23 protein-coding genes are annotated in these 21,049 nt (G+C 69.1%); 16 read left to right on the forward strand and 7 right to left on the reverse strand.

Going from position 1 to position 21,049, the window contains the following annotated elements; genetic code table 11:
• Positions 1-48: 48 nt before the first annotated feature.
• From OG817_RS36970 to OG817_RS36995, 6 genes are all read left to right on the forward strand, one after another.
• On the forward strand, positions 49-1,002 hold the full coding sequence (locus tag OG817_RS36970) for a GlxA family transcriptional regulator (protein ID WP_396394333.1): 954 nt from the start codon (positions 49-51) through the stop codon (positions 1,000-1,002).
• Positions 1,002-1,427 (forward strand): GNAT family N-acetyltransferase, encoded by a 426-nt coding sequence (locus tag OG817_RS36975; protein WP_406049561.1) that lies wholly within the window; start codon positions 1,002-1,004, stop codon positions 1,425-1,427. The genes OG817_RS36970 and OG817_RS36975 overlap by 1 nt, the downstream gene beginning before the upstream one ends.
• 57 nt (positions 1,428-1,484) lie before the next feature.
• Positions 1,485-2,180, forward strand: coding sequence for a PadR family transcriptional regulator (locus OG817_RS36980; RefSeq protein WP_406049563.1), 696 nt, complete (start codon positions 1,485-1,487; stop codon positions 2,178-2,180).
• A 151-nt stretch (positions 2,181-2,331) separates the two neighbouring features.
• A complete protein-coding gene (locus tag OG817_RS36985; RefSeq protein ID WP_406049564.1) occupies positions 2,332-3,315 on the forward strand; it encodes an ATP-binding cassette domain-containing protein in 984 nt (327 codons plus the stop codon).
• Positions 3,315-4,103, forward strand: a complete 789-nt coding sequence (locus OG817_RS36990) for an ABC transporter permease (RefSeq protein ID WP_406049565.1) — start codon at positions 3,315-3,317, stop codon at positions 4,101-4,103. The genes OG817_RS36985 and OG817_RS36990 overlap by 1 nt, the downstream gene beginning before the upstream one ends.
• Positions 4,104-4,116: 13 nt before the next feature.
• A complete protein-coding gene (locus OG817_RS36995; RefSeq protein WP_406049566.1) occupies positions 4,117-5,121 on the forward strand; it encodes an L-idonate 5-dehydrogenase in 1,005 nt (334 codons plus the stop codon).
• Here the strand turns inward: OG817_RS36995 and OG817_RS37000 are convergent.
• Positions 5,104-6,183: an adenosine deaminase gene (locus OG817_RS37000; protein WP_406049567.1), complete on the reverse strand. Its 1,080-nt coding sequence runs from the start codon at positions 6,181-6,183 to the stop codon at positions 5,104-5,106. The genes OG817_RS36995 and OG817_RS37000 overlap by 18 nt on opposite strands.
• Before the next feature lie 79 nt (positions 6,184-6,262).
• Here OG817_RS37000 and OG817_RS37005 point away from each other — a divergent pair, with 79 nt between their 5' ends.
• Positions 6,263-8,074 (forward strand): ABC transporter ATP-binding protein, encoded by a 1,812-nt coding sequence (locus OG817_RS37005; protein WP_406049569.1) that lies wholly within the window; start codon positions 6,263-6,265, stop codon positions 8,072-8,074.
• Complete coding sequence (locus tag OG817_RS37010; protein WP_406049570.1) at positions 8,061-9,854, forward strand: ABC transporter ATP-binding protein; 1,794 nt, start codon at positions 8,061-8,063, stop codon at positions 9,852-9,854. Before OG817_RS37005 ends, OG817_RS37010 begins: the two co-directional genes overlap by 14 nt.
• A 7-nt stretch (positions 9,855-9,861) precedes the next feature.
• Here OG817_RS37010 and OG817_RS37015 read toward each other — a convergent pair whose 3' ends face one another.
• A complete protein-coding gene (locus OG817_RS37015) occupies positions 9,862-10,335 on the reverse strand; it encodes a nitroreductase family deazaflavin-dependent oxidoreductase (RefSeq protein WP_406049572.1) in 474 nt (157 codons plus the stop codon).
• Positions 10,336-10,447: 112 nt separating this feature from the next.
• On the opposite strand from OG817_RS37015, the gene OG817_RS37020 reads away from it, so the two are divergent.
• The gene (locus OG817_RS37020) at positions 10,448-11,140 is read left to right on the forward strand and encodes a TetR/AcrR family transcriptional regulator (RefSeq protein ID WP_406049573.1); all 693 of its coding nucleotides are present in this window, start codon (positions 10,448-10,450) and stop codon (positions 11,138-11,140) included.
• Here OG817_RS37020 and aat read toward each other — a convergent pair.
• A complete protein-coding gene (gene aat, locus OG817_RS37025; protein ID WP_396394344.1) occupies positions 11,133-11,798 on the reverse strand; it encodes a leucyl/phenylalanyl-tRNA--protein transferase in 666 nt (221 codons plus the stop codon). The two genes, OG817_RS37020 and aat, sit on opposite strands and share 8 nt — an antisense overlap.
• 140 nt (positions 11,799-11,938) lie before the next feature.
• Here aat and OG817_RS37030 point away from each other — a divergent pair, with 140 nt between their 5' ends.
• Positions 11,939-12,634 (forward strand): EcsC family protein, encoded by a 696-nt coding sequence (locus tag OG817_RS37030; protein ID WP_406049576.1) that lies wholly within the window; start codon positions 11,939-11,941, stop codon positions 12,632-12,634.
• Positions 12,635-12,639: 5 nt separating this feature from the next.
• Entirely contained in the window at positions 12,640-13,026 is a 387-nt protein-coding gene (locus tag OG817_RS37035) for a VOC family protein (RefSeq protein ID WP_396394346.1), read from the forward strand.
• A 3-nt stretch (positions 13,027-13,029) separates the two neighbouring features.
• Here OG817_RS37035 and OG817_RS37040 read toward each other — a convergent pair whose 3' ends face one another.
• Together OG817_RS37040 and OG817_RS37045 are read right to left on the reverse strand one after the other, a co-directional pair.
• Positions 13,030-13,869, reverse strand: coding sequence for a helix-turn-helix transcriptional regulator (locus OG817_RS37040; RefSeq protein ID WP_406049578.1), 840 nt, complete (start codon positions 13,867-13,869; stop codon positions 13,030-13,032).
• Between the two features lie 40 nt (positions 13,870-13,909).
• Entirely contained in the window at positions 13,910-14,836 is a 927-nt protein-coding gene (locus OG817_RS37045) for a hydroxymethylglutaryl-CoA lyase (RefSeq protein ID WP_406057594.1), read from the reverse strand.
• Positions 14,837-14,870: 34 nt separating this feature from the next.
• Between OG817_RS37045 and OG817_RS37050 the strand changes: the two genes are divergently transcribed.
• The gene (locus OG817_RS37050; RefSeq protein WP_406049580.1) at positions 14,871-15,515 is read left to right on the forward strand and encodes a GNAT family N-acetyltransferase; all 645 of its coding nucleotides are present in this window, start codon (positions 14,871-14,873) and stop codon (positions 15,513-15,515) included.
• A gap of 81 nt (positions 15,516-15,596) precedes the next feature.
• Here the strand turns inward: OG817_RS37050 and OG817_RS37055 are convergent, their stop codons facing one another.
• A complete protein-coding gene (locus OG817_RS37055) occupies positions 15,597-16,394 on the reverse strand; it encodes a metallophosphoesterase family protein (RefSeq protein ID WP_406049582.1) in 798 nt (265 codons plus the stop codon).
• Between the two features lie 103 nt (positions 16,395-16,497).
• Between OG817_RS37055 and OG817_RS37060 the strand changes: the two genes are divergently transcribed.
• The 4 genes from OG817_RS37060 (at position 16,498) to OG817_RS37075 (ending at position 20,844) form a co-directional block, all read left to right on the forward strand.
• Positions 16,498-17,241, forward strand: a complete 744-nt coding sequence (locus OG817_RS37060) for a hypothetical protein (RefSeq protein WP_406049584.1) — start codon at positions 16,498-16,500, stop codon at positions 17,239-17,241.
• Positions 17,241-18,503 (forward strand): type IV secretion system protein, encoded by a 1,263-nt coding sequence (locus OG817_RS37065; RefSeq protein ID WP_406049586.1) that lies wholly within the window; start codon positions 17,241-17,243, stop codon positions 18,501-18,503. Before OG817_RS37060 ends, OG817_RS37065 begins: the two co-directional genes overlap by 1 nt.
• A gap of 128 nt (positions 18,504-18,631) precedes the next feature.
• Positions 18,632-19,183, forward strand: a complete 552-nt coding sequence (locus OG817_RS37070) for a MarR family winged helix-turn-helix transcriptional regulator (protein ID WP_396394353.1) — start codon at positions 18,632-18,634, stop codon at positions 19,181-19,183.
• Positions 19,184-19,281: 98 nt separating this feature from the next.
• Positions 19,282-20,844, forward strand: a complete 1,563-nt coding sequence (locus tag OG817_RS37075) for a molybdopterin-dependent oxidoreductase (RefSeq protein ID WP_406049588.1) — start codon at positions 19,282-19,284, stop codon at positions 20,842-20,844.
• Here the strand turns inward: OG817_RS37075 and OG817_RS37080 are convergent.
• Positions 20,841-20,990, reverse strand: a complete 150-nt coding sequence (locus OG817_RS37080; protein WP_406049590.1) for a hypothetical protein — start codon at positions 20,988-20,990, stop codon at positions 20,841-20,843. The genes OG817_RS37075 and OG817_RS37080 overlap by 4 nt on opposite strands.
• Positions 20,991-21,049: the final 59 nt, after the last annotated feature.

The following is a 21,049-nucleotide window of genomic DNA, read 5'->3' on the forward strand; positions in this document are numbered from 1 at the left end:
CATTGGCACTATTGACATAGTTCCACTAATTACTGCCATACTGGTTCCATGCTGGAAAAGATCGCGGTCGTGCTGATGGAAGACGTCGCAATGTTCGAGTTCGGGGTGGTGTCGGAGGTGTTCGGCCTCGACCGGACCGATGACGGTGTGCCCGCGTTCGACTTCAAGGTGTGCTCGACCACACCCGGCCAGCCGCTGCGGAGCAGCAGTCACTCCGCCGTGATCGCGCCGTACGGGCTGGAGGAGCTCGAGGACGCCGACCTGGTCGCGCTGCCGGCGACGACCTGGCGGGAGGAGTACGACGAGCGCATTCTCGAGGCGCTGCGGCGGGCCGAGGCCCGCGGGGCGATCCTGCTGACGGTCTGCTCGGGTGCGTTCGTGCTCGGCAAGGCGGGCCTGCTGGACGGGCGGCCGTGTACGACGCACTGGCGCTACGAGAAGAAGTTCCAGGAGCAGTTCCCGCTGGCGAAGCTGGATGCGGACGTGCTGTTCGTCGACGACGGCAACATCATCACCAGTGCCGGCACCGCGGCCGGGATCGACGCGTGCCTGCACCTGGTCCGCCGTGAGCTCGGCAGCGCGGTCGCGACCCGGATCGCCCGCCGGATGGTCGTGCCACCCCAGCGCGACGGCGGCCAGCGGCAGTACGTCGACGTCCCGGTGCCGGAGTCGTCGAGCGAGAGCATGCAGCCGGTGCTCGACTGGATGGTCGACAACCTGACCATCGAGCACACCGTGCCCGCGCTGGCCCGCCGCGCCCAGATGTCCGAGCGCACGTTCGCACGTCGCTTCGTCGCCGAGACAGGCACCACGCCGCTCAAGTGGGTCACCACCCAGCGCGTCCTCCGCGCCCGCACCCTGCTCGAGCAGACGCGGATGGGCATCGAGCAGATCGCCGCCGAATCAGGATTCGGGACGGCAGCTTTGCTCCGCCACCATTTCCGTAGGGTGGTGGGCGTGCCGCCACAGGACTATCGCCGTACGTTCCAGACCGCCAGCTGATGCTCACCTACCGCGCCGCGGTCGCTGCCGATGCGGACGACGTAATGGCCTTCTGGGCCGTCGCCGCCGAGGACTCTCACCGCCCGCCGGATTCACCCGAGGCCGTGCTGCGGTTGATCGCCCGCGACCCCGAGGCGCTGATCCTTGCCGTCGACGACGACACGGTCGTCGGCTCGATCATCGTCGGCTGGGACGGCTGGCGCTGCCACCTGTACCGCCTCGCGGTCGCCCCGACCCACCGCCGCCGAGGCATCGGACGGGAGCTTGTCGCGAGGGCCGAGGCCCGGTTCGCGGCGTACGGCGGGACGCGAGCGGACGCGATGGTGCTCGACGACAACGCCCAGGCACACGGTGTCTGGTCGACCGCCGGGTACGCGCCGCAGCCCGAGTGGTCCCGCTGGGTCAAGCCGCTCTCGAATACTTGACATCGGATACCCTCGGACTAATACTCGATTTCGAGTAATTGAGATCGAGGAGGTCCGATGGCCAAGCGGAAGGTCGGGAATCCCCTGGCTTTCGCCGTGCTCGGGAGTCTGGGCGAGCGGCCGATGCACCCGTACGAGATCTCCACGATGCTCCGGGCCCGTGGCAAGGACCAGAGCATCAAGATGAACTACGGCTCGCTCTACTCGGTCGTCGCGGCACTGGAGAAGAACGGCTTCATCGAGGCGCTGGAGACGGTCCGGGAGGGCAATCGGCCGGAGCGGACGGTGTACCAGATCACCGGCACCGGGCAGGCCGAGTTCGACGACTGGCTGACCGAGCTGGTCGGCACGGCCACCCGCGAGTTCCATCCCCTCGAGGCCGGCCTGGCGTACCTGCCGGGCCTGCGACCCGACCGCGCGGCCGAGCTGCTGGAGCAGCGCGCCAGGGCGATCGACGCGGACATCGAGGAGACGACCGCACTGCACGAGCAAATGGCGTCGATCGACTTCCCGCGCATCTTCTGGGTCGAGTCGGAGTTCCGGCTCGCGCTGCTCAAGGCCGAGTCGGAGTACGTGCACCAACTCGCCGAGGAGATCCGCACCGACACGCTGGGCGGCTCCGCCTTCTGGCGCAAGGCCTGGAAGCTCTTCGAGGAGGACGGCATCACCCCGGCCGAGCAGCTCAAGGACCCGGTCAAGTACTTCGGGACCGAGTTCGAGTGGATGCGGGCGATGCCACCGGAAGCCCAGTAACTGTACGAGACGGCCCTCGACCCACGGTGCGGCAACACCAGGGTCAAGGGCCGCAGTTCCTCGAGTCGGTCCCAAGACCTGGCACCCAAGGCGCAACCATCAGGATAGCCAGCAGCGGACCGGCTCCCATCACCCACAAGGGAGCCACCAGATGGTTACGCATGCCCTCGAGGCGGTTGACCTGGTCAAGACGTACCCGGCCGGCCGCAAGAAGCCTCCGCTGCGCGCACTGGACGGGCTGACGTTCAGTGTCCCGGAAGGCATCGTCCTCGGCCTTCTCGGCCCGAACGGCGCCGGCAAGTCCACCACCGTCAAGATCCTCACCACGCTGTCCCGCGCCGACTCCGGTACGGCGCGGGTCGCGGGGTACGACGTCGGCGGCGAACAGGACCAGGTCCGTCGCGCGATCGGGTACGTACCGCAGAAGTCCAGCTCGGACCCGATGGCCACCGGTGTCGAGAACCTCGTGCTCAGCGGCCGGATCTACGGCCTGTCCCGGACGGACGCCGTACGCCGGGCCGCGGAACTGCTCGAGCGGTTCGGGCTGACCGAATTCGGCGATCGTCAGGTCAAGACGTACTCCGGCGGCATGCAGCGCAAGCTGGACGTCGCGCTGGGGCTGGTGCACCGGCCGCGGGTGCTGTTCCTGGACGAGCCGACCACCGGTCTCGATCCCGAGGCCCGCGCCGATCTGTGGAACGAGGTCGGCCGGCTGTCCGGGGACGAAGGCCTGACGGTGTTGCTCACCACCCACTACCTCGAAGAGGCGGACCGGCTGGCCGGTCAGCTCGCCATCGTCGACCACGGCAAGATCGTTGCCGAAGGCACCCCGGAGGCGCTGAAGGCGGAGCTGCGCGGCGACTCGGTGCACGTCGAGCTGGTCGACCCGGACCTCGACGGCAGCGTCCGCGCGCTGCTCAGCGGGCTCGCCGGCATCGGCGAGATCGTTGTCGAGGGCAACGCGCTGCGCGCCCGGGTGGACCGAGGTGCGACCGCGGTCCCCGCCGTACTGGGAGCCCTTGAGGACAAGGCGATTCCGGTCGCCGCGGTGACTGTGTCCCGGCCGTCGCTCGACGACGTGTACCTGCAGTACACGGGACGCACGTTCCGTGCGGTGGAAGAGGAGGCTGCGTGATGTCGACTGCAGTTCCGGGATTCACGTCGCACACTCGCTTCATCACCGGCCGGTGGCTGCGGGCGCAGTACCGGCAGCCGGCGTTGATCGCGTTCACCCTGGTCCAGCCGGCGATCTGGCTGCTGTTGTTCGGGCAACTGTTCGAGGGTGTCGTGAACATCCCGGGCTTCAGCGACTCGTCGTACATCGCGTTCCTGACGCCCGGGATCGTGATGATGACCGCGCTCATGACGAGCGGCTGGAGCGGTACGACGTTCATCGCGGACATGGAGCGCGGCGTGATGGACCGGATGCTCGCCTCGCCGGTCAGCCGTGGCGGCCTGATGGCCGGTCAGCTGATCAGCAACGCGACCACGACGCTGATCCAGACCATCCTGGTGTTCGCGATCGGTATGGCCGCGGGCGCTCGGTACGACGGCGGCGCGGTCGGCTACCTGGTCACGATCGGGGTGTCGATGCTGGTCGGGATCGGGTTCGGCTCGCTGTCCAACGCCGTGGCGCTGCTGACGCGGCAGCAGGAGGCGCTGATCGGGATCTCGCAGTTCGTCTCGCTGCCGCTGACGTTCATGTCGTCGATCATGATCGACCCGTCGGTGGCACCGCACTGGGTGAGCGTCGCGGCGCGCTTCAACCCGGTGGACTGGGCCGCGATCGCCGCCCGCCAAGCCCTGGCGGCCGACCCGGACTGGTCGTCGGTCCTGCGCCACTCCGGTTCGCTGCTGGCCTTCACCCTGTTCGTCGGCTGGCTGTCGACGCGCGCGTTCCGCACCTACCAGCGCTCGGTGTGAGCATGATCGGTGCATGAGAGCAGTCGTGGTCCACGGACCGGGTGACGTACGGGTCGAGGAACGGCCCGATCCGTCACCCGGCCGTGGCGATGTTCTGGTGGCGATGGAGTGGGGCGGGGTGTGCGGGAGCGACATCTCGTACGCGCTGCACGGCTCGTCCGGGACCGCCGTACTGCGCCATCCCTTGGTGCTCGGGCATGAGGTCGCCGGGCGGGTCGCCGTACTGGGTGAAGGAGTGACGTCGTACGCCGTTGGTGATGCGGTGACTGTGCATCCGGCGACTCCGTCGGACGAGCCGCTGCCCGCACGGTTGATGGGGCGGACGAACCTGCACCGTGCGGTCCGGTATCTGGGGTCCGCCGCCTTCGATCCGCATGTCGACGGCGCCTTCTCGACGTACAAGGTGTTGCGGGCGTCGCAACTGCGCTTGCTCCCGGCCGGCGTTTCCACTCGGCTCGGCGCGTTGGCCGAGCCGCTGGGTGTGGCGTTGCATGCGGTCGGGCGGCTCGGTCCGCTGGACGACCGCGAGGTGCTGGTGAATGGCGCCGGGTCGATCGGGTGCCTGGTGGTTGCGGCTTTGAAGGCCCGCGGCGCGGGCCGGGTGGTCGCGGCGGATGTGAGCGTGGCAGCGCTGGATCAGGCGCGGATGGTGGGCGCCGACGACGTGTTCTCCTCGACCGAGCTGCCCGAGGACGTCGAGCTCGTTGTCGAGGCATCCGGCGTACCCGCTGCCCTCGGTCCACTCCTGCGCGCGACCGCCCGCGGTGGGACCGTCGTGCAGGTCGGCAATCTGCCGATCGCCCCGACCCCGGCCGTACTGGCCGACCTCGTCACCCGCGAGATCACCTGGACCGGCTCCTACCGCTTCGTCGACGAGATCACCGAGGCGGTCGAGCTACTTGCCAAGGGCATCGATCTGTCGCCGCTCATCGCAGGTACGGCCGACCTGGACGACGCTCCCGCGGCGATCCGGGCGGCCGGATCCACCGCGGGCAAGATGCTACTTCGCCTCGGCTAGGGCGTCGGCGTACCAGGGCTTGATGACCTGGTCGATGATCGTGAGGCGTTCGTCGAAGGGGAGGAACGCGGACTTCATCGCGTTGATGGCGAACCAGCGGAAGTCGGCCAGGCCGTAGTCGAAGGCCTCGGCGAGCAGGGTCAGTTCGCGGCTCATCGACGTACCGCTCATCAGGCGGTTGTCGGTGTTGACCGTGACCCGGAACCGGAGTTTGGCGAGCAGGCCGATCGGGTGGTCGGCGATCGACTCGGCCGCGCCGGTCTGCAGGTTCGAGCTCGGGCACATCTCCAGCGGGATCCGCCGGTCCCGCACGTACGCCGCCAGCAGGCCGAGCTCAGCCTTGCCGGTGTCCGGGTCGTAGTTGATGTCGTCGATGATCCGGACGCCGTGGCCCAGCCGGTCGGCGCCGCACCACTGGATCGCCTGCCAGATCGACGGCAGGCCGAACGCCTCGCCGGCGTGGATGGTGAAGTGCGCGTTCTCCCGCTGCAGGTACTCGAACGCGTCCAGGTGGCGGGTGGGCGGGTAACCGGCCTCGGCGCCGGCGATGTCGAACCCGACCACCCCGTCATCGCGGTACGCGACCGCGAGCTGGGCGATCTCCATCGAACGGGCCTTGTGCCGCATGGCGGTCAGTAACTGGCGCGCGACGATCGGCCGCTCCGCTCTCGCCATGCCGTGCTCGAAACCCTCATGGACCGCGTCGACGACGTCCTCCAGCGACAGCCCGCCGTTCAGGTGCTGCTCGGGCGCGTACCGCACCTCGGCGTACACCACGCCGTCCGCAGCGAGGTCCTGCACACACTCGCTCGCCACGCGCTTGATCGCGTCGGCGTTCTGCATCACCGCGACCGTGTGGTCGAAGGTCTCCAGGTACCGCTCCAGCGATCCCGAGTCCGCCGACTCGACAAACCACTCCCCGAGCTCCCCGGCATCGGACCGCGGCAGCACATGCCCGATCTCCTTCGCCAGCTCCAGCACCGTCTCCGGCCGCACCCCACCATCCAGGTGGTCGTGCAGAAGAACCTTCGGCGCCGCGCTCAACTGCTCGGGAGTAATCATGCCGCCATGGTGCCAGCACCGAGGGATCCGGCAAATATTCAAGATTTCCGTCGGTGCGGCGTGCCATGGTGAGGAAATGATGAGCCGCCTGCGTCGCCGCCCCGAATGGCAGTTCTTCGCGGTTCTGCCCAAGGCGGATCCGGTGCTGGCCACGGTCTGGTGGCTGCTGCTGCTGGCCCGTGGCGCGCTGCCCGCGGTGTTCGCGATCGCGATGGGGTCGATGGTCGGTGCGGTCCAGCACGGGTCTGCTCTGGCCGCTCCGCTGACCTTGATGGGTACGACGTTCGTCCTGCTCCAAGTGCTCACGCCCGTTCACCAGGCCGTCAGCGCCAACCTCGGCAGCCGGGTCGCCGCCTGGCTCAACGACGCGCTCGCGGAGGCCTGTGTGGGACCGCCGGGGATCGGCCACCTCGAGGACCCGGAGCTCGCCGAGGACCTGACCGTGGCGCGGGAGTTCGACCGCGGCCAGACCGGGCCACCGATGTACATGAACGTCGACTTCGCCGCGGGCGGCCTGGTCGAGCTCGCCGGCGGTGTCGCGTCCGCGGTGGTGCTGTTCGGGTTCAACTGGTGGGCGCCGTTGCTGCTCGTCGGCGCCTGGTCGGCGACGCACTGGCTGCTCCGGGAAAGTGGTGTCTGGCGGGACCGGAACACGACCGAGGTTCGATCGGCGCAGCGGCACGCCGACTACGCCTATCGGCTGGCCGTCGAGCCGGACGCCGCGAAGGAGGTGCGGCTGTTCGGGCTGGCCGACTGGACCGTGCAGCGGTTCACCGATCGGCGCCGGCGCCTGTTCGAGTTGCAGCACGCCGCGACGCGACTGCGAGAACGCCCGATGATCTGGTGTCTGCTGATCGTCACAGTGGCCAACGGCCTCGTCTTCTGGGCGCTCGGAGCGGCCGCGATCGACGGCCGGCTGGATCTCGACCGGCTGGTCGTCTTCGCCCAGGTCGCGATCGGGGTCAGCATGATCGCGTTCGGTGGGCTGAACTGGGTCCTCGACGGAGCGGCGGCACCCGTGGTCGCAGTACGGCGGCTGGAGCCCGCGATGGCACCGGCCGGTGCGCTGACGCCCGCCCGGCGACCGGCCGGCGATGCGACGCCCGTGCGCCGGGGAGCGGTCGCGATCGAGATCCGTGATCTGAGTTTCCGGTATCCGCACGCCACCCAGCCGGTCTTCGATGGACTCGATCTGACCGTGCCGGCCGGCTCGTCGCTGGCCGTCGTCGGCCAGAACGGCGCCGGCAAGACCACGCTGGCCAAGCTGCTGTGCCGGTTGTACGACCCGGACGCCGGATCGATCGAGGTCGACGGGGACGACCTGCGTGACCTCGACACCGACGGCTGGCGGACCCGAGTCACCGCGGTCTTCCAGGACTTCCTGCGGCTCGAGCTCCCCGTGCGGGACAACGTCGCACCGGCCGGTGCTCCGGAGGCGGACATCCTGGCCGCACTCGCGGACGCCGGTGCCGGCGACCTGGCCGGCCTCGACACCCGGCTGGCCACGGGCTACGGCGACGGCATCGACCTGTCCGGAGGTCAGTGGCAACGGATCGCGCTGGCGCGGGCGCTGTGCGCCGTCCGGCAGGGCGCCGGACTGGTGCTGCTCGACGAGCCGACGGCCCAACTGGATGTCCGGGGCGAGGCGGCGATCTTCGACCGCATTCTGACGGCGACCCGCGATGTCACCACGATCCTGATCTCGCACCGGTTCTCGACCGTCCGCCATGCCGATCGGATCTGTGTCCTCGAGGCCGGCCGGGTCGTCGAGCTCGGCAGCCACGAGGAACTGATGGACCTCGGTGGGCGATACCGGACGATGTTCGATCTCCAGGCCCAACGCTTCACCGCGGAGGTCGACGAACAAGGGATGAGCTATGACACGCTCTGAGATCGACGACCTGCCGAAGGCACTGCCGGCGATGTGGCGGCTGTGCCGACTGGGCTATCAGCACGAGCCGGGGCTCCTGGTCTTCGCCTTCGGGATGACTTTGCTGGCCGCACTGCCGGACGCGTTGCTCGCGTTGTGGCTCGCGGTGCTCGCTGAGGGTGTTCTCCAGGACGACAGGCGAGCCGTTCTGCTGGCCGTGAGTGGGCTCGCGCTCTCCGTCACGGCGACCTGGTTCCTGCGGACGCTGTCGGCCCGAGTCTCCCGGCGATTCCGGGACCGCGTCACGATCATGCTCGAGGCGCACGTGGCCCGGCTGCAGGCGTCCGTCGCCACCGTCGAGCACCACGAACACCGCGACTTCCTGGACCGCCTGTCGGTCCTGCGCAAACAGGTGTTCGTGCTCGACCACATGTACATGTCGCTGTTCTCCACCTGCGGCTGGATCCTGCGGCTCGGGGTGACTGTCGCTCTGCTGATGTCGATCGATCCGGTGCTGGTGCTCCTGCTGGTGTTCGCGCTGCCCACCGTCCTCAGCTCGAGCTGGCGGCCGGGCGTCGAGCGCGAGGTCGAGGAGCGGTACGCCGCCGACAGCCGCCTGGCCGAGCACCTGTTCAAGACCGCGACCACACCCGCTCCCGGCAAAGAGGTCCGCGTGCTCGGCATCGGCCGGGACCTGGTGGTGAACCGTCGTCGCGAGTGGGAGCGGTGGTACGCCCCGATGGCCGCGGCCCGCTGGACCAGCGCCGCCTGGCATGCCGCCGCCTGGGCCGTGTTCGGCGCGGCCTACGTTGGTGCCGTGCTGTTCGTCGCATCCGGACTGAACGGCTCGGTCGGTCAGGTGTTGCTGATCCTCGCGGCCGGTGCGCGGTTGTCGTCGTACATCGGTGCGACAGTCGGCGAGATCGGCTTCCTGCGCGGGATCTGGCTGGACGGATCCCGGCGGCTGGTCTGGCTGGAGAACTACGCGGCCTCGTTCGACACCACCGCGGATCTGGCTGCGCCCGACCAGCTCACCGACGGCATCCGGCTGGAGCACGTCTCGTTCGCCTATGCCGGATCCGACCAGCCTGCGCTGGATGACGTCGAGCTGCGACTGCCGGCGGGCAAGGTGATCGCCGTCGTCGGGGAGAACGGCGCCGGCAAGTCCACCCTGGTGAAGCTGATCTGCAAGATGTACGAGCCGACCGACGGACGGGTTCTGATTGACGGCCTGCCACTGGACCGGATGCCGGCCGAGGCGTGGCGGCTGAAGATCGCCGGTGCCTTCCAGGACTTCTTCCGGTTCGAGTTCCGGGCCGACCACAGCGTCGGGCTCGGGGATCTGCCGAGGCTGGACGATGAAGCGGCCGTCACCTCCGCTGTCGGCCGCGCCGGGGCCGAGGACGTCGTGGAGCGGCTCGAGGCCGGGCTGAACACCCAGCTCGGTTCGACCTGGCCGGATGGAGCCGAGATCAGCTTCGGGCAGTGGCAGAAGCTGGCACTGGCCCGGGGCTTCATGCGGGATCGGCCACTGCTTCTGGTGCTCGACGAACCGACCGCCGCGCTGGATGCCGAGACCGAACATGCCCTGTTCGAACGCTATGCGGCGGCGGCCAGGAACAGCACGGACGGACGGATCACGATTCTGGTCTCACACCGCTTCTCGACGGTGCGAATGGCCGACCTGATCGTCGTCCTGGACGGTGCCCGGTTGGTCGAGACGGGAACGCACGACGAGCTCATGGCGCGCAACGGTCAGTACGCCGAGCTGTATCGGATCCAGGCCACCGCGTACCACTGATGCCGGCTCAGACAGCGTGGATCTTGAAGACGGGGACGCCGGGGGCGATGTGGAGAAGGGTTTCTTCGGGGGAGTTCTTGGTGACGTCGCCGGAGAAGAAGGTCCCTACCTCCCAGGCCCACTTCTTCAGGTAGAGGCGGAGGACGGGGAGCTTGTCGGCGTTGGGGACCTCTTCGGCGCGGAAGGTCTCGATCTTGCGGCCCAGTTGGAGCCGGCCCTCGTTGCTGGCGCGGAGGTTCTTCACCCACTGGGTGTGGCCGCGGGGCGCCACCAGGTAGCGCTGTCCGTCGAGGACCAGGAGGTTGACGGGGGTGCTCCGCCAGTCGCCGGTCTTGCGGCCGCGGACCGACAGGACCCGGCTGCCCATCAGGCTGATCCCGAGCTTGGTGAAGCGCGCGACGATCCGGTTGAAGATCCGCATGCTGCCGTCGGCAGCGGTGATCACGCGGTTGGCGTCGTAGGTCTGCTTGTACTCCGGCATCGTGGTGCCCCTCCAAGTCTGCGAGAGCGGTGCTCTCTGTTGTGATCAGTGAATACCGGAGCACCGCTCCCTGTCAAGAGCACTGCTCTCGATTTTGTGGCACACTGCCTCTATGAACGCCGGACGCACCGCACGCGAGAGAGCCCGCGCCGAGTTGACCGAGGAGATCAAGGCAGCCGCCCGCCGGCAACTCGCCACCGAGGGAGCCGAGTCGCTGTCGCTGCGCGCGATCTCCCGCGAGCTCGGCATGGTCTCGTCCGCGCTCTACCGGTACTTCCCGAGCCGCGACGACCTACTCACCGCCCTGATCATCGACGCGTACGACGCTCTCGGTACGGCGGCCGAGTCGGCCGCGGCGAAGGACTACGAGCACCCGATCCAGGCGTGGCTGGCGGTGTGCGCCGCCCTCCGCGAGTGGGCACGGGCCAACCCACACGAGTACGCCCTCATCTACGGCTCACCGATCAGTGGCTACCAGGCACCGCAGGCGACGGTCGAGCCCGCCGCGCGGACGCCGATCGTCCTGCTGCGCATCGTGAGCCGGGCCCACGCGGAAGGCTGGCTCAAGCTTCTCGGCGACGCGCCGGAGCCCACCGGCAAGCTGCCCGAACAGCTCGACGTGATTGCCGCGATCGCTCCCGGCGTACCGCACCGGATCCTGCTGCGAGTGGTGATCGCCTGGACGCAGCTGTTCGGGATGATCAGCTTCGAGCTTTTCGGTCAGCTGGTCGGGACGATGGATCCGGCGGACGACTTCTACGACGCGGCCACCCGGCAGATGGCGAAGTTCATCGGCCTCAGCTGAAGGCCTTGGGCAGCGGCACCGTGACGGCCTGCGCGACCCGGCGTACATAGACCTCGCGCGGTATCGAGACCGCGCCGAGCGTCGCCAGGTGGTCCGTCACCCACTGGATGTCGAGCACCCGGTCAGCGGCGTACTCGTCGTCCAGCAACTCGATCAGCCCGGCCACTGCGGCCTTCGACCCGTCGGTCTTGTGGTGGAACATCGACTCCCCGGCGAACAGCCCGCCGATCGCGACGCCGTACAGGCCGCCCGCGAGCTCGTCGCCGTCCCAGGCCTCGACCGAGTGCACCCAGCCGAGCCGGTGCAGTTCGGTGTACGACGCGATGATGTCCCGGTCGATCCACGAGCCGGGCCGGCGCGGATCGGCGCAGGCCCGGATGACCTGGTCGAACGCGGTGTTGACCCGGATCTCGAACTTGCTCCGGGCTCGCCGCACCGTCCGCGACGGCCGGTACCCGGCCACCTCGATCACGCCCCGATCGACCGGCGACCACCACAGCACCGAACCGCGGTGGTCCGGCATCGGGAACAGGCCCGCCCGGTACGCCGCCAGTACCGTCCCCGGGGCCAGATCCGCGCCGCCCGCGACCACGTCACTCGCCCCGGCGACCGCAACCGGCGGAAACTCCCAGACAGACCCAGCAGGTTCGACAGGCACGCCACCATCCTGGACCACGACCCATCGTCCCCTCCCACCTAGGGGACACCAAGGGTTTCTCCCGAGTGGCGGGGTACCAGGAGCCACGTAGAGTTGGAGCACGCCCCGACTCCGTCGCGGGGAGGGCCGGAAGGAGCACCGTGGCCGGAGTAGCCAGGTTCGTTGCCAGCAGTCTCGCGCCCGCCGCGCAGCGCTTTGCGCCGCAAGCCGCAGCGGGTGCCCTGCGCCAGGTTCTCGAGATCGCGATCGACGGCTATCAGCGGTTCCCCGGCGCGGAGCGGATCGCCGAGACCAAGCTGGCCAAGGTCGGCGGTGACCCACAGCTCGCGATTGACGCGGTGATCGACCAGCACATCCGGCTGGCCGGTGTGCAGGGCTTCGCCACCGGCCTCGGCGGACTGGTCACCCTCCCGGTCGCGCTGCCCGCGAACCTGACCGGCATCGCGATCGTCCAGGCACGCATGGTCGCGGCCATCGCGCACCTGCGCGGCTACGATCTCGGCGACCCGCGCGTCCGCACCGCGGTGATCACCTGCCTGCTCGGCGAGGACGGCATCACCGACCGGCTGGAGAAGTCGAGTCTCCCGACGTCGCCGTTGGCGATCGCGACCGCCCCGGTGTTCGACCCCGAGCTGGACCGGCAGGTCGCCGGTGAGGTCGTCGGCGAGCTGATCGCGCGGATCAGCGGGAAGAAGATGGCGCTCACCTTCACCCGGCGGGTTCCGTTGCTCGGTGGCGCGGTCGCCGCCACCGTCGACGGCTGGTCGACGTACCGGGTCGGCCAGTACGCCGACAAGAGTCTGGTCCGCCGGATCCGTCGCCCGATCGAGCCCTGACGAGCGTGGTCGCGCCGTTCTGGGGCCCGACGCTCGACTGTCCGGATCCGCTGGAGCTGGGCGAGTTCTACCAGCGCGTCGCGGGTGGTGAGCTGGCCGTCGTCCACGAGGCGTTCGTGGAGCTGAGGTTCGAGACGTACAGCATCGGCTTCCAGCGCGACCTGAACTACCGGGCGCCGACCTGGCCGGATCCGCGCGTGCCGCAGCAGTGCCACCTCGACTTCATGGCGGCGGACCTGGACGCGGAGCAGACCCGCGTCATCGAGGCGGGCGCGACCCCGACCCCGCTCCAGCCGGAGCCATCGGTGTTCCGGGTCTTCCTCGACCCGGCCGGACACCCGTTCTGCCTGACCACCTGGCGTACGCCGAGCGGTCCACCCAAGTCCCGCTGACCGTCAGATCCCAGCCGCCGCCACCGAGCGGCGGGTCATCGGAAGCCGGCTGCGCGTCTGTTCGTCGGCCGGTGTCTCGACGAACAACACCAGCTCCGGATGCGCGGGCACGGCCAGCTCGGTGACGGTCAGATGCAGCTCACCGGCCAACGGGTGCAGGATGTGGCGCGGACGCGGACTGCACGCGGCGACCTCGTGCCGGGACCAGAGCTGAGCGAACTCCGGACTCAGCTTCTGCAGCCGCTCCAGGTCCGTCTCCCAGTCGGGATCGCCGACATGCTCGCCGTACGCCGACCGCAGCCGGCCGACCAGATACGGGACCTCGGTGTCGTAGTTGAGCAACTGCTGCCGGGAGGTCGGCTCGGTGACGAGGCACCAGAGCAGGTTCTTGTGGATGCAGGGCAGTGCATGCCAGTCGTGGAACAGATCGCTGAACGCCGCGTTGGTCCGGACGATGTCGAACCGGGTGTTCGTGATCACCGCGGGCAACGGGTCGAGCGCGCCGAGGATCTCGGCGAAGACGTTCTCGTTCGCACAATCGGTCACGCGCGGCGGCCGCGCCGGCGTCGCCTCGGCCAGGCGATACAGGTGTTCGCGTTCGATCGAGCTGAGTCGCAGCGTCCCGGCGACCGCGTCGAGCACCTGCCCACTGGCGTTGATCGGCCGGCCCTGCTCGAGCCACGTGTACCAAGTCACGCCGACCCCAGCGAGCTGGGCGAGCTCCTCACGGCGCAGTCCGGGCGTACGACGCCGACCGCCGACCGGCAGGCCGACGTCCTCGGGGGACACCCGGGCGCGCCGCGCCTTCAGGAATTCCCCGAGCTCGGTCCGGCGATCAGTCACCCGACCATCCTGACCGCACCTACCGACATTTCCCAGCGGATTACCCGGCGAGCGCCTGCACCACCCGGCTCGGCGATGGCTTGCCCAGCTGACCGGCCATCCAGACGCTGGTGGCGACCAGCTTCTCCAGGTCGACGCCCGTCTCGATGCCGAGGCCGTCGAGCTGCCAGAGCAGGTCCTCGGTGGCCAGGTTGCCGGTCGCGCTCTCGGCGTACGGGCATCCGCCGAGACCGCCCGCCGAGCTGTCGACCGTGGTGACGCCGGCGCGGAGCGCGGTCAGCGTGTTGGCCAGAGCCTGGCCGTACGTGTCGTGGAAGTGCACAGCCAGTTTGTCGACGCCCACCCCAGCCGCACCGAAGGCGGCGATCAGCGCGGTCACCTGACCCGGCGTCGCCACACCGATCGTGTCGCCGAGGGACAGCTCGTGGCAGCCGAGCTCGACCAGCCGCGCGCCGACCTTCACGACCTGGTCGATCGGTACGTCGCCCTCCCACGGATCGCCGTAACACATCGACACGTAGCCACGGACCGTCAGCCCTTCGGCCAGGGCACGGTCGATCGTCGGGGTGAACATCGCGAACTGGTCGTCCAGCGTGGAGTTCAGGTTCTTCGCGGCGAAGGTCTCGGTCGCGCTGGCGAAGATCGCGATCTCCCGCACGTTCGCGGCCAGGGCTCGGTCGAGGCCGCGCTCGTTCGGGACCAGGACCGGCGCCCGGACGGCTTCCGGCAGGTCCAGCCCCTCGAGCAGTTCCGCGGCGTCGGCGAGCTGCGGCACCCACTTGGGGTGCACGAAACTGGTCGTCTCGATGGTCGTCAGCCCCGCGTCCACGAGCCGGTGGATGAACTCCGCCTTGACCGCCACGTCGACGATCGCCGACTCGTTCTGCAGTCCGTCGCGGGGGCCGACCTCGTAGATCGTGACCCGGCCGGGCAGTCCGTCGGCCCGCTCCACCTGCGGCTTCCGCATGTCCTTGCCCTCCGTACCGCCGACAATGGTCGTGATGAACACTCTTGCTGACATTCTGCGTGGCGTCGAACGCGGCGCGTTCCCGCCCCCGGACCTCGGCACCACCGTCGTGCCCCCGCCGTCGGACCGAGCGTCCTGCCTGCTCGCGTTCACCGCCCACATCGTCATCGCCGCCGATGTCGACGCCGCCTGGGTCGCGGAGCGACTGCCACCAGGCGACCTGTGCGCACCGACGAACCCGCCGTTCCTGTCGGCTCTCGAGGCGGCGACCGGACGCCACGTGGCCTCCCTCGACGCGATGCTCCTCGCGCCGGCAGTCACCGACCCGGCGGAGCGCGGCGCGGCGACCGCCGGTCTCAGCGAAGTGACCGACCACAAGCACCCCCGGATCGAGAACGCCTTGCACACCCGCGACGACGTCCGTGTGTACGTGGACGAGTACGGCGGGTTCGTGCTGACCGGACGCGGTCTCGCGGATCGCGTCGAGTGTGCGATCGAAGTACCGGAAGACGCCCGCGGCAAGGGACACGGGCGCCGGCTGGCGCGGGCCGCGCGGGCCTTGATTCCTGCGAATGCACACGTTTGGGCGCAGGTCACACCGGGCAATGCTGCATCGATGCGCACGTTCCTCGCGGCCGGATACCGGCCTGTAGGTTCGGAAGCTCTCCTGGTCAAGTGACCACCGGGTGAACATCCGATGGTCGGACCGTTGCTCGGGGCACCTAATCCACACCTGTGGACAACGTTGGGGACAACCTCCTCAGGCGGTGCGGAGCCGGCGGTGGTAGGTGTGCGGTTCGCCGGTGTAGAAGTTGCCGCGGTACAGACCCCGGATGATCTCGGCCTCGTAGCCGTCGAGTTCGGGCATGCCGAGTTCGCGGGCGATCTCGAGCTCGGCGTGCGCGTCGTACGGGACGCGGACGAACTGGATCGAGAACGTCGCCGGATCGGGTGAGTCCGGCACGCCTTCGAGGATCGCGTAGACCGGAGTCGGATCGTCCAGGCTGTTGCCGACCGAGCCGATGTTGAACAGCGTCCGGCCGAGATCGACCTCGTAGAACGGGTCGTGGGTGTCGGCGTAGCCGACCATCGTCGGGATCGGTCCGTCGCCGGTGGCCTCGGTGTTCTCGAACATCAGCCGGTACTCCGCCTCGTCGTGATCGAACCGGACGCGCTTGTGAACGCTCGTCGACGACGCGTGGAACAACCGGATCTGCCGGCCGCTGAGCAGGAAGTCGTGGCAGAACGGGAGCCCTCGCAGCCAGGTCCCCTGGTCCTCGCGCAGTTCCTTCTGCCACCAGCGCAAACCCTCGGTGTCGAACTCGCGGTCCGGGTCGGGCAGCGAGTCGTCCCAGTTGCCGAGGATGTTCACCTCGCAGACCTCCCGGCACCGGTCCACCACCGCCTGCCCGCGCGGTCCCTTCCCGACGTAGTCACCGAGGTTGAAGATCCGCCCGATCCCCCGCCGCTCGATGTCCGCGAGCACCGCCTCCAACGCCGTCAGGTTCCCGTGCACGTCCGATATCAGCGCGATCCGCTCCAGCCCCATGTCCGTCATGGTTCCACCCTGCCGCACCCCACCGACACCGGTTTTCCCACGGCGGCCCCAGGCCTGTGGATAACTTCCGCGGCGATCGGCCGATCTTTGCCAGCCTTGATCCATGAGGCCGGAGCACGAAGACAAGTCACCGTTCGGACGCGGGTTCGTCACCGCCTGTGTGGTCGTCAGCGCGGTGCTGCTGTGCGGCGCTCTGCTGCTGGTCAGCGCTCTGACCTCGGACGACGACCATCAGGCGGCGGCGCAAACCGCACCCACAGCACCACCCGCGGCGTCCGCGGCGCCCGACTCCCAGCCTGCCGCAACTGGAGAGGGCAACTGCGGTCCGCCCGGTGGTGATCAGACGATCCCGACGAAGCCGCCGACCGCGGATGCCTGGGACGTCAGCCGTCGCGTCGTCGTACCGCGATCGAGCGCGACCGGACCTGCCCGGACCGATCCCGACGGCTTCCGGCATTGCTTCGCCCACTCACCGACAGGCGCCGTCTTCGCTGCCTACAACGTGGTCGCCGCCTTCGCCGACCAGGAGCAGGCGCTCGCCACGATCCGCAAACTCATGGTCCCGGGTCCGGACACCGAGGCCCTGACGCGTGCGCAGAGCGAGTCGGAGCCATCCGGCTCGGCTGCCTCGCAGGTGGCCGGCTTCCGCGTGCTCGACGCCGGCGGGGACCGAGCCACGATCATGCTCGCACTTCCGGTCGAGTCGGCGTACATGAGCATCACGCTGACCATGCGCTGGTACGACGGCGACTGGCGCCTTCAGTCACCACCTCCCGGCGGGGCGGTCGGAGCGCCGTACTCCCAGCACCGGGACCTGAGCGACTTCGTGCCGTGGAGCGGTGTCTGATGTGTGGGCCGACGGAGATCGAGTGCCGCATCAGCAGAGGTCTGAACGACGTCGCCGGCAATGCACTGGAGCAGATCGCGAAGAGCATCGGACAAGCGGCGTACGAGGGCATCCAGGCGATCGCGACCTTCTGGATCCACCAGCCGAGCCCGGCGCTCTCGGTCGGCGCGGACAGCTCGAGTCCGCGGAACAGCGCGATCGTCGACTTCCTCCAGGGCAACGTGCTGTGGGTGTCGGCGGCCATCTTCACCGTCGCGGTGCTGGTCGCCGGGATGCGGCTGGCCTGGGAGCAACGCGCCCGGCCGCTCCAAGAGTTGCTCAAGGCAACAATGGTGTTCGTCGCCGTCGGGGCGGCCGGGTCCGCGACACTGCAACTGCTGGCCGAGTGGTCGGACAAGCTCGCGGAGGCGATCATCCGCTCCGCGCATCCCAACGACACGACGCTGGCCACCGCACTCGCCGACGTGATGCTGCAAGGCAGCCTGGGCACCGTGACGGGAACGAAGCCGGCCACGCTGATCATGATGTTCGCCGGCGTCGCCGTCATTCTGGCCGCGCTGATCCAGGTCGTGCTGATGGTGATCCGGTCCGCGATGCTGATCCTGCTGGCGGGCACGTTCCCGCTCGCCGCGGCCGCGACCAACACCGAGATCGGCCGGTCCTGGTTCCGCAAGTACTGCGGCTGGTCGCTGGCGTTCATCGCGTACAAGCCGGCCGCGGCGCTCATCTACGCGGCCGCGCTGAAGATGAACGAGAGCGGCATCGGGCAGTCCGGCAACAGCTTCGTGCAGACCACCACCGGCCTGATGATGTTGTTCCTCGCGATCTTCGCGCTACCGGCCCTGCTCCGCTTCCTGGTTCCGGTCACTGCCGCGGTGGCCGGCGGCGGTTCGGGGATGGGCAGCGCAGTGGCCGATCCGGGCGGCATGGCGACCGGGGCCGTCGGTGTCGGCCGCTCGGTCTTCGGCCGAGGGGGCGGCGGATCGGGCCGGTCCGGCGGTGGATCCTCGGGCCGTGGTGCGTCGGGCGCGGTCGGAGTCGGGTCGCATCCCGGCGTCGTCGCGGCCGGCGGGATGGTGAACGGCGCGCGGAAGTTCGCCGGCGGTCTGGCCGGCGCCGCGGCGCACTCGGCCGGTGAGCAGGGCGGCGGATCGACCACTCCGACCTCGTCCTTCGGTCCGCTCTCCCAGGCCGGCGGATCCCGCGAACCCCGTCGCGAAAGGAAGGGTCCGAGTGGCAGTACGCCGTCCGCACCGCGCTAGACCGGATCCCGCCGAGGGCGCTCGGCGGTGGCCGGGTTACGCTCAGAACTCGTCGGTTCAAGGTCGATCTGTAGCCGAAAGGTCACCCCGTGTAGCGAAGTGACCTAGTCAGCTAATAGAGTCCGCGCATGACCATCGCGCCTTCGCTTTGCTCGCCCCTAGCGCTCGCCGATGCAGAACCCACCCGCGCCGCGGAACCATGGGAAAGCGACGTCCTCACCGCGTACGGTCTGCTGCGAGAAGCAGCGGCCGAACTCGATCATGTGATGCGTCACTCCCTCAAGCGCAGTGGTCTGCAAATGGCAATGTTCGAACTGTTGCTGCGGCTGGCCCGCAGTCACGGGGAGAAGCAGCGTCTCACCTCTCTAGCCCGGGAGCTGACCGTCACCACCGGCGGCATCACCCGGCTGGTCGACCGCGCCGAGAACCTCGGTCTGGTACGCCGGGAACCCTGTCCCGACGATGCCCGCGGTTCGTTCGCGGTTCTCACCGAGGAGGGGAAGCGGCGGTTGCGCGAAGCACTGCCGGATCACCTCCTGGAGATCGACAGCCTCTGGATGTCCCAACTGGCCGACGAGCGGGAGGTTGTGCTCGGCAAGTTGCGCCGGGTTCGCGACAACGCCCGCCGCTGGCCGAACGGCCGGCCATCGCTGGGTCCGATCTCTCCCGAGCGCATCTGACGCAGTATCCGGGGCAAAACTCGATATTTGTATTACCCGCGACTAACGGATGGGGCGCCCGGCTGGTGCCGGGCGCCCCGCCGCGTAATGGTTGAGAGGTGAACCAGCAACTCGTCGACCAGCCGCGGGTGCCCCAACGTCGTACCGAGAACAGGAACGGGATCCGCTGGCGTGGTGCCCTCGGTGGCATCCTCGCCGCTGTGTCCGGACTGGCGGCCGGGAGCGTGGCCGCCGGCCTCCTCGGCACCTCGCAGACACCCGTGGTGGCGATCGGGTCGGCGTTCATCGACCGGGTCCCGCCGTGGCTCAAGGACCTGGCGATCTCCTGGTTCGGCACCAACGACAAGACCGCGCTGCGCGTCGGCATCGTGATCGTCCTGCTCGCCCTGGCCGCGATCGGCGGCATTCTCGCGGTACGGCGCTACTGGGCCGGCGCACTGATCATCGTCGTACTGACCGGGGCGGCGGTGATCGCGGCGGCGACGCGGGCGGACGCCGGGCAGACCGGGTTCCTGCCGTCAGCGGTCGCCGGGATCACGGCCCTGATCATTCTGCGGCTCTTCAGCAGGCGGCTCGAGCCGCTCCTCCAAGGACTCGACGACGGCGTGAGCCGGCGCGGATTCCTGCAGTTGTCGGCCGGAGTCGCGATCGGCGCGGCGGCGGTTGGCCTGCTCGGCCGGGTGGTCTCGGGGAACCGTGCCGCCGTCGCCGATGCACGGAAGGCGCTCAACCTGCCGAAACCGCCGAGCCTCGACGCGCCGGCGGGTGCGCAGGCGGAGGGCGCGGTGCCGTGGGTCACCCCGAACGACGACTTCTACCGGATCGACACGGCGCTGTCGGTGCCGCAGATCCTGCCGTCGGACTGGAAACTGCGCATCCACGGCATGGTCGACCACGAGATCGAACTGAGCTTCGACGACCTGCTGAAGCACCCGGTCCTGCACAAGTGGGTGACGCTGACCTGCGTGAGCAACGAGGTCGGCGGCGACCTGATCGGGAACGCGCTGTGGTCCGGCGTACTGCTCAAGGACCTGCTGCAGGAGGCCGGCCCGTCTGCGGACGCCGACGCGATCCAGTCCACGTCGAAGGACGGCTTCACCGCGGGAACGCCGCTCAGCACGCTGCTCGACGATCGTCAGGCGATGCTGGCCTACGCGATGAACGGGCAGCCGTTGCCGGTCGAGCACGGGTTCCCGGTGCGGATCGTCGTGCCCGGGCTGTACGGATACGTGTCCGCGACGAAGTGGCTGACGGACATCGAGGTGACCCGGTTCGACCAGTTCGAGGCGTACTGGACGCCGCGCGGCTGGTCGGCGCTCGGGCCGATCAAGTTGTCGTCGCGGATCGACGTACCGGGTGGCAAGGAGGTGCCGGCGGGTCAGGTCACGGTGGCCGGGGTCGCGTGGGACCAGCACGTCGGGGTATCCAAGGTCGAGGTCCGGGTGGACGGTGGCCCGTGGCACGAGGCGACACTGGCGACGGACGCGTCGATCGACACCTGGCGGCAGTGGCACTGGACCTGGGACAACGCGCCGCACGGGATGCACATGCTCCAGTCCCGCGCGTTCGATGCCAAGGGCAACCCACAGGTCGAGGCCTCGGCACCACCCGCGCCGAACGGCTCGACCGGCCTCCACACGGTGAGCGTGAAGGTCAACTAGTCGGTCACCGCGGTCAGGACCATCGGCAGGAAGGTGCGTTCGAGCGAGCCGGCCGGGACCTTCCGGGGCTCCAGCAGGCTTTGTGACCGCGCACCTTCGTGTACGGCGATGACGAGCCGGACGAACTGCTCCGCCGGGACACTCATCCGCATCCCGCTGGTCTCGGAGATCTCGGTTCGGTGCCGTCGGCAAGTTCCTCGGCTTG

The organism is Kribbella sp. NBC_00889, assembly GCF_045207705.1.
Taxonomy (GTDB): Bacteria; Actinomycetota; Actinomycetes; order Propionibacteriales; family Kribbellaceae; genus Kribbella.